This window comes from Promicromonospora iranensis, assembly GCF_028994775.1.
GTDB classification, from domain to species: Bacteria; Actinomycetota; Actinomycetes; order Actinomycetales; family Cellulomonadaceae; genus Promicromonospora; species Promicromonospora iranensis_A.
Genome location: NZ_JAJQMN010000002.1, coordinates 419944 through 436076 on the forward strand (window position 1 = coordinate 419944; position 16133 = coordinate 436076).

11 protein-coding genes are annotated in these 16133 nt (G+C 72.2%); 5 read left to right on the forward strand and 6 right to left on the reverse strand.

What is annotated here, in order from left to right; translation table 11 throughout:
- Window positions 1–28 precede the first annotated feature (28 nt).
- The gene (locus tag LUU90_RS04690) at window positions 29–1000 is read left to right on the forward strand and encodes an alpha/beta hydrolase (RefSeq protein WP_342469472.1); all 972 of its coding nucleotides are present in this window, start codon (window positions 29–31) and stop codon (window positions 998–1000) included.
- Window positions 1001–1216: 216 nt separating this feature from the next.
- Window positions 1217–1615: a GNAT family N-acetyltransferase gene (locus LUU90_RS04695; RefSeq protein ID WP_275002124.1), complete on the forward strand. Its 399-nt coding sequence runs from the start codon at window positions 1217–1219 to the stop codon at window positions 1613–1615.
- Between the two features lie 26 nt (window positions 1616–1641).
- On the opposite strand, the gene LUU90_RS04700 is transcribed toward LUU90_RS04695, so the two are convergent.
- A complete protein-coding gene (locus LUU90_RS04700) occupies window positions 1642–7362 on the reverse strand; it encodes a zinc ribbon domain-containing protein (protein WP_275002125.1) in 5721 nt (1906 codons plus the stop codon).
- Between the two features lie 148 nt (window positions 7363–7510).
- Between LUU90_RS04700 and LUU90_RS04705 the strand changes: the two genes are divergently transcribed.
- The gene (locus LUU90_RS04705) at window positions 7511–9046 is read left to right on the forward strand and encodes an AlkA N-terminal domain-containing protein (RefSeq protein ID WP_275002126.1); all 1536 of its coding nucleotides are present in this window, start codon (window positions 7511–7513) and stop codon (window positions 9044–9046) included.
- A 25-nt stretch (window positions 9047–9071) separates the two neighbouring features.
- Window positions 9072–9620: a methylated-DNA--[protein]-cysteine S-methyltransferase gene (locus LUU90_RS04710; RefSeq protein ID WP_275002127.1), complete on the forward strand. Its 549-nt coding sequence runs from the start codon at window positions 9072–9074 to the stop codon at window positions 9618–9620.
- A 99-nt stretch (window positions 9621–9719) separates the two neighbouring features.
- Here LUU90_RS04710 and LUU90_RS04715 read toward each other — a convergent pair whose 3' ends face one another.
- The 3 genes from LUU90_RS04715 to LUU90_RS04725 all read right to left on the reverse strand — a co-directional run bounded on the left by LUU90_RS04715 (window position 9720) and on the right by LUU90_RS04725 (window position 13160).
- Window positions 9720–10646 (reverse strand): carbohydrate ABC transporter permease, encoded by a 927-nt coding sequence (locus LUU90_RS04715; protein WP_275002128.1) that lies wholly within the window; start codon window positions 10644–10646, stop codon window positions 9720–9722.
- Window positions 10643–11635 carry a carbohydrate ABC transporter permease gene (locus LUU90_RS04720; RefSeq protein ID WP_275002129.1) on the reverse strand — a complete coding sequence of 331 codons (993 nt, stop codon included), beginning with the start codon at window positions 11633–11635 and terminating at the stop codon, window positions 10643–10645. Before LUU90_RS04720 ends, LUU90_RS04715 begins: the two co-directional genes overlap by 4 nt.
- A 130-nt stretch (window positions 11636–11765) precedes the next feature.
- On the reverse strand, window positions 11766–13160 hold the full coding sequence (locus LUU90_RS04725; RefSeq protein WP_275002130.1) for an ABC transporter substrate-binding protein: 1395 nt from the start codon (window positions 13158–13160) through the stop codon (window positions 11766–11768).
- A gap of 289 nt (window positions 13161–13449) precedes the next feature.
- Here LUU90_RS04725 and map point away from each other — a divergent pair, with 289 nt between their 5' ends.
- On the forward strand, window positions 13450–14229 hold the full coding sequence (gene map / locus LUU90_RS04730) for a type I methionyl aminopeptidase (RefSeq protein WP_275002131.1): 780 nt from the start codon (window positions 13450–13452) through the stop codon (window positions 14227–14229).
- A gap of 75 nt (window positions 14230–14304) precedes the next feature.
- On the opposite strand, the gene LUU90_RS04735 is transcribed toward map, so the two are convergent.
- Window positions 14305–15156 carry an HAD family hydrolase gene (locus LUU90_RS04735; RefSeq protein WP_275002132.1) on the reverse strand — a complete coding sequence of 284 codons (852 nt, stop codon included), beginning with the start codon at window positions 15154–15156 and terminating at the stop codon, window positions 14305–14307.
- A gap of 103 nt (window positions 15157–15259) precedes the next feature.
- Window positions 15260–16066, reverse strand: coding sequence for an HAD family hydrolase (locus tag LUU90_RS04740; protein WP_275002133.1), 807 nt, complete (start codon window positions 16064–16066; stop codon window positions 15260–15262).
- Between the last annotated feature and the right edge of the window lie 67 nt (window positions 16067–16133).

A 16133-nucleotide genomic window follows, 5' to 3' on the forward strand; every position in this document is an offset into this window, starting at 1 on the left:
CGGTCCCGACCTGGGGCAGACTGGCCCGGTGAACCGTGCCATGGACGACAGCGGGACCGCCTGGACCGAGGACGTGCTGGGCGTGGGCTTCGAGGCCCGCACGCTGCGGCTGCCGCAGGGCGCCGAGGCGACCCTCGTCCGCTACGTGCCCGAGGACGGTCCCGGCGCCGGGCGCCCGCCCGTGCTGTACGTGCACGGGTTCACGGACTACTTCTTTCAGCGGCACCTCGCCGAGGCCGTCGCCGGGCGGGGCTACCCGTTCTACGCGATCGACCTGCGCGCGCACGGGCGCTCCATCGACGCGTGGACGGCCGGTGGTGGCGATCCCAACATGGTCAACAGCCTGCGGCTCTACCAGCAGGACCTCGATGCCGCCGCCGACGCCATCGCCGAGGACGGCCACGCCGGGCTGGTGCTCATGGGGCACTCGACCGGCGGTCTGATCACCTCGATGTACGCGGACGCGCGGCCGGACCAGGTGACGGCACTGGTGCTGAACAGCCCGTGGTTCGACCTGCGGGGCAAGTGGTCCGACCGGACCATCGTCACCCAGGCGGTGTACGTGCTCGGACGGATCGCGCCGCGCACCGTGCTCACCACGCTCGGCGAGGACTACGGCCGTGCCCTGCACCATGCCACCGGCGGCGAGTGGGAGTACGACCTGCGGTGGAAGCCGTACGCCGGGTTCCCCGTGCGGGCGGGATGGCTGGCGGCGATCCGGCGCGGGCACCGCAGGCTGGCACGCGGGCTGGCCGTGCAGTGCCCCACGCTCGTGTGCACCAGCGACCGGACGGGGCCCGACGGCGGGGAGGCGACGGTCATGCTGAGCACCGACGCCATCCTCGACGTCGCGCACATGCACGCCCGCGCACCGAAGCTGGGCGGGAAGGTCGACGTGGCGATCATCGAGGGCGGTGCCCACGACCTGGTGCTGTCGGCGAAGCAGGCCCGCGAGAAGTACCTCACCACGGTCCTGGACTGGCTGGACGCGACCATCTGAGGTCGTGGTGGGATGACGCCATGCAGCACGATCTCCGCCTCGCCACCCACGGCATCCGCCTCGAACCGCTGTCGCGTGACCACGCTCCTGCCCTGGCCGGGCTGGTCGACGCCCAGCTCTGGGCCGGCATGACCTCCGCGCCCCCGGACACCGCCCCGGCGATGGAGAGCTACGTGGACGCGGCCCTCGCGGCCCCCGACCACCTCCCGTTTCGCCGTGCTCGGGCCCGACGGCGAGGTGCGCGGCACCACGCGGTTCTACGAGCTCAGCACGGGGCAACGCCGGGTCGAGATCGGCTCGACGTTCTACGGCAGGGCCTGGTGGGGCGGCGCGACCAACCCTGCGTGCAAGCTCATGCTGCTGCGGCACGCATTCGAGACGCTCGACCTGCGCAGGGTCGCGCTGCGCTGTGACGCGCGGAACGACCGGTCGCGCGCCGCGATCCTGAGGCTCGGCGCCCAGGAGGAAGGCCGACTGCGCGCGCACCGGGTCGCGTCGGACGGTTCCGAGGGCGACACCCTGTACTTCTCGATCCTGTCCGACGAGTGGCCCGAGGTCCGTGACCGCCTCGAGGCCCGGCTGGCGGCTGGAGCCGCCGTACCCGAGCCCCGCTAGCCCACCGCCGGTCCCCCGCCGGCCGGTCAGCGCAGGTCGCGCAGATATGCCGCGGTGCCTCCCGAGGCCGCTGTCCTGCGCTCGTCGAGCGTCGCGATGATGAGCAGCACGACGGCGGCCGGGACGAGCGTGAGGATCCACGGCAGCGGTGAGACGCCGACGCCCAGCTTGGCGAACACGACGACCACCTCGACGGCCAGCGTCCAGACGCCGATCCAGAACGGTGCCGACAGGCGCAGCCGCGACCCGACGAGGACCGCCGCGAGCGCGGCGAGCACCACCCACGACGCACGGATCGTCAGCGGGTCAGTGGCGGTGGACAGCACCGAGGGGCCGACGAGGGCTGCGATGCCCCAGCCGATGGTGCGCCAGGAACCGCCGTGGCCGAGAGGCCAGGTCATGAGCGTGCCCGACGTCTCCTTCGGTTCGCCGGCCGCCACCCAGTGGCGCAGCGCCGTCGCACCCGTCCAGATCAGGCCGGCGCCGAGCATCACCGAGAACGCCTCGACGCGCAGCTCGCGCGGCGACCAGGCGGCGATCGCGGCGGCCGTGGCGCACAGCCAGACCAACCACGGTGGTGCTCCGACTCCCGCGCGTCCCGCCTGCCGCGTGACCAGCACGAGCACCGCGAGCAGCACGAGCTCCAGGGCCAGCAGCAGCACTATCGAGCCCCACACCGGGCGGGTGTTCGCCACCGCACCCAGTGTCACGAGCACCAGGCCCGGTGCCATGCCCCAACGGTCGAGCCACGATGCCGTCCGGCCGAGCGCCGACCGACGGGCCAGAGCGGCCGCCGCGACCAGGAGCAGCCCGGCCACGAGCGCCCAGCCCAGTCCGGCGGCGAACACCCAGCCGGCGTCGACCGGTACCCCGAACGGGGCGCCGTCGTACCAGGTCTGCCGGGGCAGGCCGGGCCGGCGCTCCCCGGCGGACGCGAGCCAGCTCACCGGCTCGCGTGCGACGTGCAGCGACTCGATCACGCCGCTGAGCGCGGCCAGCGCACCCACCGCGACCAGTCCGCGCCGCACGGGACGTGTCCACGAGTCGCGCAGGAACGCGACCCGCTGGCGCACCGCCGGCAGGTCCAGGGCGTACGCCACCCCCAGTACGATCGCGGCTCCGCCCACCAGGGCGAACGCCCGCCAGTCGGCGGGCTCGGCGCGGGTCAGGTGCACCAGGAGGCTCGGCACGACGGCGAGCCCGGCTCCGACGGCGGCGAGCCGCCACGCATGCGTCGCGGCGGTGACCGGACCGGGGCCGCTCCCGTTCGTGGTCGCCGCGTCCGCGGCTCCCGGGTCGGAGCGTCCCGCGCGCCAGGCCACGAGTACGCCGACCGCCACGGCGGCTAGTGCCGGCGGGAGGGTGTAGGCCTCGACCAGCCGGACGTCACCACCGCCCAGCGCCGTCCAGAGCGCGGCGAGTCCGAGCGCGCCGGCCAGCGGCCAGACGTGGCGACGTCCGGGTTCGCGCGCGACGAGCACGGCGCCGGCCATGAGCAGCAGCAGCACGGCGACCGCGACGTCCGACCCGGCCGCCGGTCGCGCGTAGGCGAGGAAGACGGTGATGGCGCCCGTGAGCAGCGCGGACCGCTCCAGGCTCCGGCGTATCGCCGCGGCGAGCCCGGGTCCGCCGTCCGGCACGCGGGTCGATATCCGGTCCGCGACGCGCGCCGCTCCGCCGGCGACCGCCGCCACGCACGCCGCGATGGCCGGCAGGACGTACGGGGACCCCGAGACCTCCAGGATCATCGCGCCCGCGCTGGTGACCATGACGGACGCCGTGGGCAGCAGCAGGAACGCGGCTCCGGCGCGGACGACGCCGGCCAGGCCCACCCGGGTGGTGAGCAGGAGCACGAGCTCGAGCGCCAGCATGGCCGCGGCGGCACCCGCCGACCACCAGGTGCGTTCGAGCACCACGGTGACCACGCCCGCCGCGAACGGTCCGGCGGTGACACCGAGCACCACGTACCACTCGTTCCGCGAGGTGCGTGCCCCGAGGGTGACCGCGATCGTCACCAGCGAGGCGACGGCCGAGACCGTGCAGATCGCCGCGACGGTGGACAGGTCGAGCCAGCTGAGGAGCACCCCGAGCACGGCCAGGGGGTAGGCGTACCCGGCACCGACCAGCCACGGGTGCGCCGTCGGCCGCAGCACGCCGCGCAGTGACAGCAGCAGCGCGCAGACGGCGAGGGCACCGCCGGCCGCCGTGGGCCGCGACACCCAGGAGAAGGCGAGCAGCATCCCGGTCGCGGTGAACGCCCCGACCAGGGCCGTGGCGCGGGCGAGACGCAGGTCGGCGCCGGTGAGGCCGGTCCCGCCGATCACGCGCAGCCGCCCCGACGCGCGGACCAGGTTCCTGACCGCGCCCTGCGCCGCCGCGACGGCCGGGCGCAGCCCACGCCAGGCCGCAGAACGGTCGGCAGTGGCGGCGACGAGGGTGAACGCGAGCAGCGCCACGGCGGTGAGGGACACCACCGCGACGAGGCGCGGGTCGAGAGCCAGCCCGACGGCGGCCACCAGCGTGGCCACCGGGGCGACGACGGCCTCGAGCCGCCGGCGGCGAGGGGCGAGCCGTGCCGCCAGCAGCGTGACGACGACGAGGGCGATGGTCCCCAGATGCGCCCACGTGAGGTCCAGGCTGAAGAGGGTCTCGGCGTTCCGGGCCGTCTCTCCGGCCTGCGCCGTGGGGACCAGTGCATCGGTGGGCACCGTCCACCCGGCTCCCCGCGACGACCAGGCGGCCGCCCAGGCGTCCGCCACCCGTGCCAGGACCAGCATGATCGCCGGAACCGCGGAGGCCGCCACGACCAGCCAGCCGCTCAGCAGCAGGTCGTCCCGGGTGGTCGGGGCCAGCGCCCCACGGACGGAGCCGATGCCCACCGCGCGCAGCAGGCGCGGAGCGGTCAGGAGCGCGAGCGCCGCCCACACGCACGCCGCGCCGAAGGGGACCCAGCCCGCTCCGGCCCCTTCGCCGACCCAGCCCAGCAGCCCACCTGCCGCGACGGCGAGCACACCGCCGAAGACCGTCCAGTGCCGGTGGTGGGTGGCGCGCCGCAGGCCCGCGACGGTCACCGCCGTCAGCGCGAGGAGCAGCGCGGTGCCGCCGAGGCCCGGCAGCCCCTCAGGCTGGCGGACGACGAACGAGAGGAGCACGGCAAGCGGCACCGCCCCGAGCGCGCCGACGTCGAGCACGGCGATCTCGGGACGCAGCCGGGACCGGATCCGCGGTCCCGACACGAGGCGGGCGGCACGCCCGAGGAGCGTGGCAAGCGCCGCGGCCAGGAAAGCGACCGCCGGCAGCCACGAGCCATCAGGCGGGTCGCCTGCGCCGAGGAGCAGCAGCGGGACGGCCGGGACCGCGAGGACCGCTGCGGACATCCATGCCCGAACCCGCAGGACGTGGCCGAGCACCGCCCCGGTGACGACCACGGCGGACCACAGGGTGGCGGTGGTCCCCAGCGGGTTCGGGGTCGCGGCCGGCACTGTGAGGACGGCCAGGGCCGAGACCGCCAGGGCGGCGGGCAGCCCGGCCGCGCGCACCACCCGCAGCACCCGCGCCTCGACGGTGAACAGTGATCCGGGCGGGGCGTCGAGACGCCGGAGGAGTGCCGGGAGCACCCACATCGCCGCCCACGCCACGACCGCGACGAGCACCATGGCCAGTACCCACCGCCACGTCGACCACACGGAGACGGGCAGGCCCAGCAGCACCAGCACCGGCACCGCCGGCGCGGCGAGCACCGCGGCCGACAGCCAGGCCCGCACACGGAGCCGGTAGCCGAGTGCCACGGCAAGCACCACCACCACGGACCACAGCACCGTCGTCGCCCCCAGCCGTGTCAGGGGCGGCACGACCTCCGCGGTGAAGGACGCCGCCAGCGCCAGCGGGAAGGCTGCCGCGCGCACCACCCGCAACATGGCCGTCTCGATGCCGAACGCCGTACCGTGCCGCTCCGAGAGCGTCGGTAGCAATCGGCCCGCCGCCCAGCCGACGAGCCCCACCAGCACCAGGGCGAGCACCCACCACCACGCCGACCAGACGGATGCGGGCAGGCCCAGTGCGACCACCACGGGGACCACCGGCGCGGCGACAAGAGCGGTAGTGGTCCAGGAGCGGACGCGCAGCCGGTACCCGAGGAGCGCGGAGACGACGACCACCCCGGACCACAGAACCGCTGTCGAACCGGGCCCCGTCAGCGGTGGCACCGCCTCGGCCCCTCGCGAGGTGATCAGGGCGAGCGGCAGCCCAGCGGCGCGGAGCACGCGCAGGACACTCTCCTCGAGGTCGAACGTGATGTCGGGTCCGAGCCGCCGCACGAGCACCGGGAGCTGTCGCATCGCCGCCCAGGCGACCACCGCGACGAGGACGAACGCGAGCACCCACCACCACGCGGACCCGGCGGCCCCCGGGAGGGCGACCACGACCAGGACCGGCACCACCGGTGCCGACACCAACCCGGCCGAGGTCCACGAGCGCACCCGGAGCCAGGATCCGAGCACCACGGAGAACGCCACCACGCCGGACCACAGGATCGCCGTCGCACCCGGCACGGCACTGGGCCACACGGCCTCGGCGCCGAGCGCGGCCAGCAGGGCGAGCGGCGGCCCCGCGGCTCGCACCACCCGTAGCACCCAGGTCTCGGCGACCAGCCGGGTACCGGAACGCTCGCCGGCCAGCGGCGCCACCCGCATAGCCGCCCATGCCACGACACCGACCAGCAGCAGCGCGGGCACCCACCACCACATCGACCACGTCGAGGCAGGCAGGCCGATGGCCACCAGCGCCGGCACCGTCGGTGCCGACACCAGCCCTGCCGACACCCACGAGCGCACCCGCAGCCATGCTCCGAGCGCGACGAACCCGGGTGCCAGGGCGGCGAGCACCGCTGCCCGAGCCAGCGCCGGGTCGAGCCCGCCGAGCAGGCCCGCCTGCATGCCGAGCTCGACGTCCACCCACGCCAGCACCACCGCGAGCGCCGCGACGGCCTCGCTCGTCGTGCGTAGCCCGGCTCGGCGCAGCAGCGCGCCGACTGTCACCGCCGTGGCCGTGACGATCCCCGTGACGACAGCACGCAGCAGCAGGTTGTCGCCGAACGTGAAGAACACGAACACCACCGCCGACACGGCGAGCAGTGCCGCTCCGGCGCCCGCGAGGATCGGCTGGAGCGAGATGCCGGGCCCGGACGGGCGTGACGCCGGTGCGGCGTCCTGGTCGGCGGCGCCGGACGGGCCGGCGGGCTGCGGCGGGCCGGCCACGATCGGTCGCGCCGGTTCCGCTCGACGTACCACTGGTGCGGGCGAGGTGGGTACCGGTAGCGGCGTGGCTGGCGCCGACGGACGGGGCGCAGGCGGTGCGAACGCTGCAGGTGCCGGTGCAGGTGCCGGTGCAGGCGCCGGTGCCGGCAGTGCGGACGGTGCCGACGGCGACGCGAGTGCCGGCGCAGGTGCGTTCACGGCACCGACCTCGCGGGCCGGACGCCCCAGGTTGTCGGCCGTTCGCACCGCCGAATCGAGCTCAGCGCCCGTCGCGGCGACCTGCACCCGCCGCATCGCGTCGAGCGCCACCTCCCGGTCCCGGAGCGTCTCCGCCGCGGCGACGGACAACCGCCATACCTCCTGCGCGTGTCGTCCGGAGACATCGAGCCCGCAGGCAGCGCAGACGACGGACGTGAGGTGTTCCCCGCAGGCAGGACACCTCGTGGTGTCGGTGAGGCGGGCGACGACGTCGCCGGCCCAGGTCGGAGGCATGCCCGCCATCCTGGCGGAGTCGACGGCAAGCGCGCCATCTATCCACAGGGTGAGTCCGAGGGGCGGGCGAGCGCCCCGACCGGGACATCCACCGCAGTGTCCGAAACCCGCTAGCCGCCGTGTCCGGACCGGGCGCAGGATGGTGACCATGACCGACGTCGAGCTCCGCGATCCCGCGTTCACCGAGCGCTACCGCGCCATCGCCGCGCGCGACTCCCGTTTCGACGGGCAGTTCTACACGGCGGTCCGGACCACCGGTATCTACTGCCGGCCGTCCTGCCCCGCGCGCACGCCGAAGGCGGAGAACGTCGCGTTCTACCTGACGTCGGCCGCCGCGCACGAGGCCGGCTTCCGCGCGTGCAAGCGTTGCCTGCCCGAGGCGGCCCCCGGCACGCCCGCGTGGGACCTGCGTCGCGACCTCACGGGCCGTGCCATGCGACTCGTGGCCGACGGCGTGGTGGACCGCGAGGGCGTCTCCGGGCTGGCGACCAGGCTGGGTTACTCCGAACGGCAGCTGCACCGCCTCCTGGTCGCCGAGCTGGGCGCGGGGCCGCTGGCGCTGGCCCGGGCGCAGCGCGCACAGACGGCACGTGCGCTCCTGGTCGGCACCTCCCTCCGGCTGGCCGACGTCGCCTTCGCGGCCGGGTTCGGCTCGATCCGGCAGTTCAACGACACGGTGGCCGAGGTCTTCGGCGCGACCCCGTCGGAGCTGCGGGCGCGGGCCCGGCGTTCCGGGCGCACCGCGAAGGACTCGGCCCGCGGGACCGGCGCCACGGCCGGCGGCGAGCCCGTCCGGATCTCGCTCACCCTGCCCGTCCGGGAGCCGTTCGACGCACGGGGCGTACTGGAATTCCTCGCCGTTCGTTCGGTCGAGGGCGTGGAGTCGGCGGACCTGAGCGTCCTCCGGTACGCCCGGACCGTCGCCCTGCCCCACGGCCCCGGTGCGTTCGAGGTGCGCGTGCCGCGTCCGGGCAGCGGCCGCGTCGACCTGGACCTCGAGCTCACCGACCTGGCCGACGCCCCGGTCGCCGTCGCGCGGGTACGGCGCCTGCTCGACCTCGACGCGGACCCGGTCGCCGTCGACTCGGCGCTCGCCTCCGACCCGGTGCTCGTGCCGTCGGTCGCCGCGGTCCCGGGCATCCGGGTGCCGGGCACGCTGGACCCGGCGGAGCTCCTGGTCCGCGCGATCGTGGGCCAGCAGATCAGCGTCGCCGCGGCACGCACCCACCTGACCCGCCTCGCGAAGGGTGTCGGCACGCCGTACGCCTCCGCGTTCGAGGGCCTCACGCGCCTGTTCCCCGGCCCGGCCCAGGTGGCCGACGGCGCCTCGGCGCACCTTCGCCTGCCCGCCCGGACCCTGGCGACCGTGATCGCCGCGGGACGCGACCTCGCGGACGGCAGCCTCGCCCTCAGCGTCGGCGACGACCCCGAGGACCTGCGCCGACGCCTGGTGTCCCGGACCGGCATCGGCCCCTGGACCGCCGGTTACGTGGCGCTGCGGGTGCTCGGCGACCCGGACGTCCTCATGGACGGCGACGTCGCCCTGCTCGCCGGCGCCCGCAACCTCGGCCTGGTCTCCGCCGAGGAGCCCCGGCCCCACCAGTTCAAGGAGCTCGCCCGGCGCGGCGCGGTCTGGGCGCCCTGGCGCTCGTACGCCGCCATGCACCTCTGGCGCTCCGCCTGACCGCTCGTCCCACGGAAGGAACACCATGCACGCCACGACCCTCACCACCCCCGACGGCCCGTTCAGCATCCTCGTCGACGAGGTGCCCGAGGCACCAGGTGCCTCCGTCGCCGCGGCCCGGGAGGCGGTGCTGGCCGCCGGCTGGACCGCAGACCTCGACGCGCTGCTCGCCCTGGTCCACCCCACCCTTCGGTCAGGTACGGCTCCGGGCGGACTCACCGCGACGTCGCCGTCGGGCGGTGTGCTCGCCGAGGCCGCGGACGCCGTCCGCGCCTTCTACGACGGCGACCACGGGGCACCCGGCCGGGTGCCGGTGCGGCAGGTGAGCGGTCCCTTCCGGACCCACGCCTGGGACGTCCTGCGCGAGGTGAAGGCCGGCGAGCGCATCACGTACACCCAGTACGCGGTGCGGGCCGGCCGGCCGGCGGCGGTGCGTGCGGCTGCCGGGGCGTGCGCGATGAACGCGGCGGCGCTGTTCGTGCCGTGCCACCGCATCCTGCGCACCGACGGCACGCTCGGCGGGTTCCGCTACGGGCTGCCGATCAAGGAGAGCCTGCTGGCCCGGGAAAGCTAAGTTGGTCGAACAGAGGATCCGGTGGTCGAGCTTGCCGAGACCTGCGTAGGTCTCGACAAGCTCGACCACCGGATCGAGCCTGCCACCGGATCGGTCGGATCAGCCCTTGACCGAGCCCGCCAGCATGCCTCGCACGAAGTAGCGCTGCAGAGCGAGGAACACGATCAGCGGGACCAGGATCGAGATGAACGCGCCGGCCGACAGCACGTGCCAGTCGCCACCACGTGAACCGGCCATCTCGGCCACGCGAACCGTCAGCGGCGACGTGCTCGTCGAGCCCATGACCAGACCGACCAGCAGGTCGTTCCACACCCAGAGGAACTGGAAGATGGCGAACGCCGCGATGGCCGGTGTGAGCAGTGGAAGCATCACCGAGAAGAAGATCTTCACGTGGCCGGCCCCGTCCACGCGCGCTGCCTCGACAAGGGAGGACGGGATGTCCCGCATGAAGTTGTGCAGCAGGAAGATCGCCAGCGGCAGCGCGAACATCGAGTGCGAGAGCCAGATCGGCCAGAACGTGCCGTTGATCCCCGTCCTCACGTACGCGGAGAGCAGCGGGATCAGCGTGATCTGGATGGGCACGATCTGCAGCGCGAACACGGCGACGAACAGGATGTCCCGACCCTTGAAGTCGATCCACGCGAAGGCGTAGGCCGCGAGCAGCGCGACGGTGATCGGGATGAACACCGCGGGCAGCGTGATCACCAGCGAGTTCACGAAGTAGTCGATCAGGTTGGTCGAGCTGTCGAACAACGCCGACTCGTAGTTGCGGAGGGAGAACACTCCCTCACCCGCGAACGCGTCGCCGAAGACCGTCCACCAGCCACTACGGCGGATGTCCAGCTCGGGCCGGAAGGACGTGACCAGCAGCCCGAAGGTGGGCACCGTCCAGGCGATCGCGATGATCACGGCGATCCCGCTCGCCCACGGGGAGGTCAGCCTCTTCTTCGCCTTGCGCGCCCGTTCGGTGACGCCTGACTGCGGCGGGACCGCTGTCGGTGCCACGGCCGGCTGTGTGGTGCTCATCGGACCTCCTCCGCCAGGCGCATCTGGCGCACGTTGTAGATGATCACCGGGATGACGATGATGAACAGCAGCACGGCCAGTGCGGCACCGAGCCCTGCGTTGTTCTGGCGGAAGCTCTGCTCGTAGAACTCGTTCGCCACGACCGACGTGCCGTACCGCCCCGCGGTCATGGTCCGCACGATGTCGAACACCTTCAGGGTGGTCATGGCGATGGTCGTCAGCACGACCACGAGCGCCGGGCGGATGCTCGGGATCGTGATGCGCCAGAACATGCCGAAGCCTGACAGCCCGTCCAGGCGAGCCGCCTCGACGATGTCGACCGGGATGGCTCGGATCGACGCCGACAGGAGGGTCATCGCGAAACCTGTCTGGATCCAGATCAGCACCACCATGAGCAGGAACGTGTTGGCCGGCCGCTCCAGCAGGAACTGCACCGGCTGACCGCCGAACCACACGATCACCTGGTTGAGCAGACCGGTCTGCTCGATGCCGGGCTGGTCAGGCTTGAACTCGTAGACGAACCGCCAGATGATGCCCGCGCCGACCATCGAGATGGCCATGGGCAGGAACACGAGCGCCTTGGCGAACTTCTCGAACCGGCTGTGGTCCACCACCACCGCGTAGACGAGGCCGATGAACGTCGCGAGGAGTGGGGCCACCAGCACCCACAGTGCCGTGTTGCCGAGCACCAGCACGAAGGCGGGCTCGCTGAACGCCCGCGCGTAGTTGTCGAAGCCGATGAACTCGGAGCCGTTGCGGTTCTGGAACGAGTTCACGATCGTCCCGCCGGCCGGGTAGAGCAGACCGGCCGTCAGGAGGACCAGCGCAGGCCCGACGAATCCCCCCGCCACGAACCACTTCGACGGGTTCCGTCGCCGGTCCACCACGAAGAGGATCAGCGCCATCACGACGACGAACATCGCGATCGCGATGATCATCAGCAAGAACTTGTGTACCGGGTCATCCCCGGCACGCAGAAGCCAGTCCATGGATCCTCCAGATCCTGGTTGTCCGGTCCGGCCGTCGTCGCCCGGGCCGAGTACCCGGCCCCAGGGCCCACGGAGGCGCGGGACATGATGTCCCGCGCCTCCGCACGTCACTCAGGCCGAGAGCTGTGGGTCAGTTCTTGGGCCAGGACTCCTCGATGGTGTCCGTGACCTCCTGGCTGCTGGCGTCCGAGGCGAACCACTCGGTGATACCGGCCCAGAAGGAGCCGGTACCGACCTCGGACGGCATCAGGTCGGACGCGTCGAAGCGCGCGACCGTCGCCGGGTCGGCCAGGATCTCGGCGGACAGCCTGTCGAACTCCGTCGCGAGCAGTTCCGGGTCCAGGCCGCTGTTCGCGCTCACCCAGCCGCCGGCCGGGGTGGCCGCCGCCTTGGCGTTGGCCCAGTCCGAGCTCGACAGGTACGTCTGGAAGGCCTCGACCTCGGGGCGGTCCGCGAAGGCTGCGATGAACTCGCCGGCCACCAGGGTCGGGCGCTCGTCAGTGGTCTCCGCCGGCAGGTAGAAGGCGTAGACGTCCCCGTCGGGCGCCACCTCGGTGCCCTCGGGCCACTGCGTCTGGTAGAAGTTCGCGGCACGGTGCATCCAGCAGCTGCCCTCGAGGATCGGGTAGCCGGCATCCGTCCAGGTCGCCGTGGCGATGGAGTCGACCCCGCCCAGGCCCCCGTTCACGTAGTCCGGGTTCTTGAGAATCTCGCCGGCCGCGTCAAAGGCCTCGACGATCTGGGGGTCGTTGAACGGGATCTCGTGGGTGTACCACTGGTCGTAGACCTCGGGACCGGCCGTGCGCAGCACGACGTCCTCGATCCAGTCGGTGCCCGGCCACCCGGTGGCGTCACCGGACTCGACACCAGCACACCACGGGATGGCGTCGGTCGCCGCGATCTCCTCGGTGAGCGCCATCATGTCGTCCCAGGTCTCCGGGACCTCGTAGCCGGCCTCCTCGAACATCGAGGGTGAGTACCAGACGTACGACTTCACGTTCGAGCCCAGCGGTGCGGCGTAGAACGTGCCGTCGACGGTGCCGTACTCCTTCCAGTCCTCGGACCAGAACTCGTCGACGTTGGCCTCGACCCCCTCGGGGGCGGGGAGGACGGCGTCGTACTGCGTCACCAGGGTGTTCAGCAGGCCCGGCTGCGGCAGGATCGCGATGTCCGGCGGGTTGCCGGCCTGGACACGCACGGGAAGCTGCGCCTCCATCTCGCGCGAGGCCTCGTACTCGACGGTGACGCCCGTGCACTCCTCGAACGGCTTGTAGGAGTTCTGCTGCGTCTCCGCCTCGGGCTCGACAATCGTCGTGTAGACGGTGACCGTCGTGCCGTCGAGGTCACCGAACTCCTCATAGACGCTGCAGTCGAGCTCAGGGGCCGCAGCGTTGCCGCCGTCGCCGCCCGCACCGCCGCCGCCGCCGTCATCTGTGTCGGCACAGGCCGACAGGACCAGGGCCAGGCTCGCGCCGGTCGCTGCTAGGGCGACTGTGCGACGCCTGGAAGACATCCGGATAGTCATCTCGTGCTCCTCCACTGCTTCGTGGGCTCAGAACCCTCTGACGTGCGGGTACGGCCCGGCAGACTGCCAGGTTGCCCTTCCTCAACGCAACCGTGGTTCACCGTCCAATGCAAGCCCATACAGCATCGCCTTGCATTACGAAACCGTTGCAATCGCCCGTGCGGCTCAAGCGAGGTGAAACCCGCGGTCGCCTGCGCGCAAGGTGTCGGCTCACCCTCCGGCTCGCGCGTGGGTGGCGGGACGTAGGCTTATGCCGCCAGATCCCTGGTGCCCCTACGGAAGGACGGACATGATCGAGCTGAGGACGCCGCGCGAGATCGAGGAGATGCGCCCGGCGGGACGCTTCGTCGCGGACGTGCTGCTCGCCGTCCGGGCGACGGCCGGGGTGGGAGTGAACCTGCTCGAGCTGGACGAGGTCGCGCACAAGATGATCCGCGACCGTGGCGCGGAGTCGTGCTACATCGACTACCACCCGTCCTTCGGCGCCATGCCGTTCGGCAAGACCCTCTGCACCTCGGTGAACGACGGCGTGCTGCACGGCCTGCCCCACGACTACACGTTGCAGGACGGCGACCTGCTGTCGATCGACTTCGCCGCGTCGTTGAACGGCTGGGTCTCCGACTCGGCGATGTCGTTCGTGGTCGGCACGCCAGACCCGGCCCGCGCCGAGGCTGACTCGAAGCTGATCCGCACCACGGAGGTCGCGCTCGACGCCGGTATCGCCGCGGCGCAGCCGGGCAAGAAGATCGGCGACATCTCCGCGGCGATCGCAGAGGTCGCGCACGCCGCCGGCTACTCGATCAACACCGACTTCGGCGGCCACGGCGTGGGGCGCACCATGCACGGCGACCCGCACGTGCCGAACAACGGGCGGGCCGGCCGCGGCTTCCCGCTCAAGCCGGGCCTCGTCATCGCCGTCGAGCCGTGGTTCCTCGAGACCACCGACGAGATCTACACCGACGCCGACGGGTGGACGCTCCGCTCTGCGGACGGGTCCCGGGGAGCGCACTCCGAGCACACGATCGCGATCACCGAGGACGGTCCGCTGATCCTGACGGCGCGCGACTGACCCGCCTTTCCCGGCGTCGGCCGAGCCGGTCGAGACCTCACCAGGTCTCGGCCGGCCCGACCAACGACAGGTCGGTCAGATCAGGCTCTTGAGCGCCTGGATCACGCCGTGCTGGGAGATGTCGCCGACCGTCTCGTGCGCGATCGCCTTCACGGCCTCCGGGGCATGCCCCATCGCGACCGCCCGAGCGGCCCAGCTCAGCATCTCGATGTCGTTCAGGCCGTCCCCGACGGCGAACGTGTTGTGCCGCGGGACGCCGAGGGTGCTGCGGATGTTCTCGAGCGAGGTCGCCTTGCTCAGGTGCCGCGGTGTCACGTCGATCCAGTCCGGACCGGCCTGCGTGGCGGTGACACCGTGCCGGCGGAGCGGCTCGAGCAGATCCAGCACGTCCGGGCCCCGCAGTATCGCGCGCGACGCGGGCAGCTCACCCAGCCCGTCGGCCGGCACCACCCGCTGCGCACCGTTGACCTCGTGCGGCGCGAACGTCCGGTTCACGCGATAACCGACGCCGATCTCCTCGACACCGATCTGCACGTCCGGAAACCGGCTCAGTGCCATCCGGGCGACCGGGCCGACGTCGAACGTGAGCACGTCCTCGAGCATGTAGCCGTTGGCGCAGGTGTCGCACAGCCGCGCCGTCACCGCACCGTTGGAGGCGACCACCCAGCCGTCGGTGATCCCCAGCTCCTTGGCCACGGGCAGGATTCCCGTCAACGACCGACCCGACGCCAGGACCACGTGGTGCTTCCGGCCGCGCACGAGCCGCACGGCCAGAACCGTCGGTTCGGGCACTCGCTGCCCGGTGACCAACAGGGTCCCGTCGATGTCGAGGGCGACCAGGTGAGGCGCATCGTTGCGCACACGCATGGACACCGGCTGGTCGTCCAGGATCATCACGTACCCCCATGGCACCGTGAGCGCCGTCACCCTTCGACGGATCGCGCCCAAATGTACAGGCATTCGGCTGGTGATCCATACCTTTGCACGGATACCTTTCACCCGCGGCGTCAGCCGTTGGCTATTTTTACCCTCAAAGCAGAGATCTGAGCACTTCTACGACACCATCGTCCTCGATAGAGCCGGTCACTTCATCCGCAGCCGCCTGAACAGTGTCCGACGCATGGCCCATGGCCACACCTCGACGGGCCCAGCGGAGCATATCGATGTCATTGCTGCCGTCGCCCACGGCGACCGTGTTCTCGGCCGGCACGCCGAGCTCCTTGCGTACTTCCTCGAGAGCGGACGCCTTGGTCACGCCCTGTGGGGCGATGTCCATCCACGCGGACCAGCCGACGGCATAGGTCACGTCGTCGAACCCGAGGCGCGCGGCGATCTGGTGGAACTCCTCGCTGGTCTCACCGGGGCTGCGTACCACGACGCGCGTGACGTGCCCCGCCCAGAGGTCCTCGAAGTCGACCACGCGGTGCTCACCGTTCAGCTCCCCGTCGGGGAAGAGCTCGGTCATCCGGAAGCCGACGCCGACGTCCTCGACCGCGTAGCGCGCGTGCGGGAGCTCCTCCTTGAGCATGCGGAGCACCGGCTGCGGGTCGAACGTCTCGACGCGCTCCAGCGTGTAGCCCATGCCGGCGGACGGGTCGAGGCGGGCGGTCACCGCGCCGTTCGACGCGACGATCCAGGACTCCTCGATCTTCAGCTCGGCCGCGATGGGCGTCATCGCGATGAGCGACCGCCCCGAGGCCAGCACCACGTGGTGCCCGGCCGCCCGGACGGCGGCTACGGCGTCCCGCGCGGCATCGGAGAGCACTTCGTCATAGGTGACGAGCGTGCCGTCGATGTCGAGGGCTACGAGGAGCTTTCGGTCGATGTCGCTGGGCACACCCGCAGCCTACCGACCGAAACATGAACACCAGCCGACCGGAGCCACGAGAACGGCAGAACACCAG

Coding starts and splice junctions, on each gene's coding strand:
- LUU90_RS04700 (WP_275002125.1), bottom strand. CDS start 7,362: ATGCCTCCGACCTGGGCCGGCGACGTCGTCGCCCGCCTCACCGACACC.
- LUU90_RS04705 (WP_275002126.1), top strand. CDS start 7,511: ATGACCGACGTCGAGCTCCGCGATCCCGCGTTCACCGAGCGCTACCGC.
- LUU90_RS04710 (WP_275002127.1), top strand. CDS start 9,072: ATGCACGCCACGACCCTCACCACCCCCGACGGCCCGTTCAGCATCCTC.
- LUU90_RS04715 (WP_275002128.1), bottom strand. CDS start 10,646: ATGAGCACCACACAGCCGGCCGTGGCACCGACAGCGGTCCCGCCGCAG.
- LUU90_RS04720 (WP_275002129.1), bottom strand. CDS start 11,635: ATGGACTGGCTTCTGCGTGCCGGGGATGACCCGGTACACAAGTTCTTG.
- LUU90_RS04725 (WP_275002130.1), bottom strand. CDS start 13,160: ATGACTATCCGGATGTCTTCCAGGCGTCGCACAGTCGCCCTAGCAGCG.
- map (WP_275002131.1), top strand. CDS start 13,450: ATGATCGAGCTGAGGACGCCGCGCGAGATCGAGGAGATGCGCCCGGCG.